Raw genomic sequence first — 1,093 nt, 5'->3', positions numbered from 1 at the left:
CGTGTCAACCGCTCGCCACCGTCGCCCAGTTGTCTGGAGGGGCCGTGGATACGGTTGAAGACGAAGCCTTAAGCCACGCCCGCCCCTGCGTCACCGGGCGGCGCCGTCAGCACTTCCGCAAACAGCGCGTTTGCGTTTGGAAATTGCACAGTCCTGTCCAGGAGCCTCAGCAGGGATTCTCTGGGAAGCAGGATGACATCCCCCAGGTCGCCGTATTGCGCCTTCAACGCTGCTTCCGACGCACTGCTGGCGATAACGCACCGGACCGGCAGGCTGCCGTGCCCGGACGCGCCAAGTCGCTGTCCAATTTCGACGCCACGCTTGACGAGCTTGGCCGTCTTTTCGGGCGTGAAGGTCTCCGTGGTGCACTCGGCTACGATGAGCCCGGAATCACACGCAAGAAGAATGTCAGGCGACGCGGAAACCTTCTTACACTCATAGTGAAGTGTCGCAAAACCAAGAAGCCAGGCGAGGGTGCTGACGGCAAACTCGAAATCGTCCGCCTTCTTCTTGCCTTCGCCTCTCAGCCAGCCCCGAAGCATAGCAAGCCCTTCGTCCGCAGCCTCGTAAGCCGAACGCCGTGGGTTCTGGGTGTGGGCCGGGTCGACGATCCAGTACTGATGCTGAGCCCTGTCCCCATAAACCGCATAGGTATGCACAATTTCCCCCGGTTCCAGGTCCATGGTGGCCTCACCCCGGATGAGCCTGTCCTGGTCGCTCCATGCCAGCTCCTCGCCGCGAATTACGCCCCGCCGGACCACACCGGACTGCGAGATGACCCTGTATCCAATTTTTGAAAGGGCCGCATCCATTCCCCGATAAAGAAGTAGCGCAATGGTTGCCCGGAGCTCGTGAATCGACGAATTTCCTTCGATTCTCGCAATTTGCAGGGCGACCACGTCCACGTCACTGGTCTCACTGATGGGGCCCACGCCGTAGGCGCCTGTTAGCTCGATTAGCGAGTCGTAGGGTGGATCCGCCGCTTTCAGGCGCCAGTCGAGATGAGACCCGTGCTTTATGTCGTGCGCCTGTCCGGTAATGCGCGAGACGGCGGGTTCGTTTTGTTGATACCCGGGATTGCCCTCATCGAGGT

1 protein-coding gene is annotated in these 1,093 nt (G+C 60.6%); it reads right to left on the bottom strand.

All coding sequences use genetic code 11. From position 1 onward, the window contains the following. Positions 1-68: 68 nt before the first annotated feature. A partial coding sequence (locus tag AC1DT2_RS24220; RefSeq protein ID WP_477299279.1) for a hypothetical protein occupies positions 69-1,093 on the bottom strand: 1,025 nt, incomplete at its 5' end.

The organism is Luteibacter sp. P4_E6 (assembly GCF_056401535.1).
Note: the sequence above shows the minus strand (reverse complement) of the source record. Positions and strands in the feature narration are given on the sequence as shown.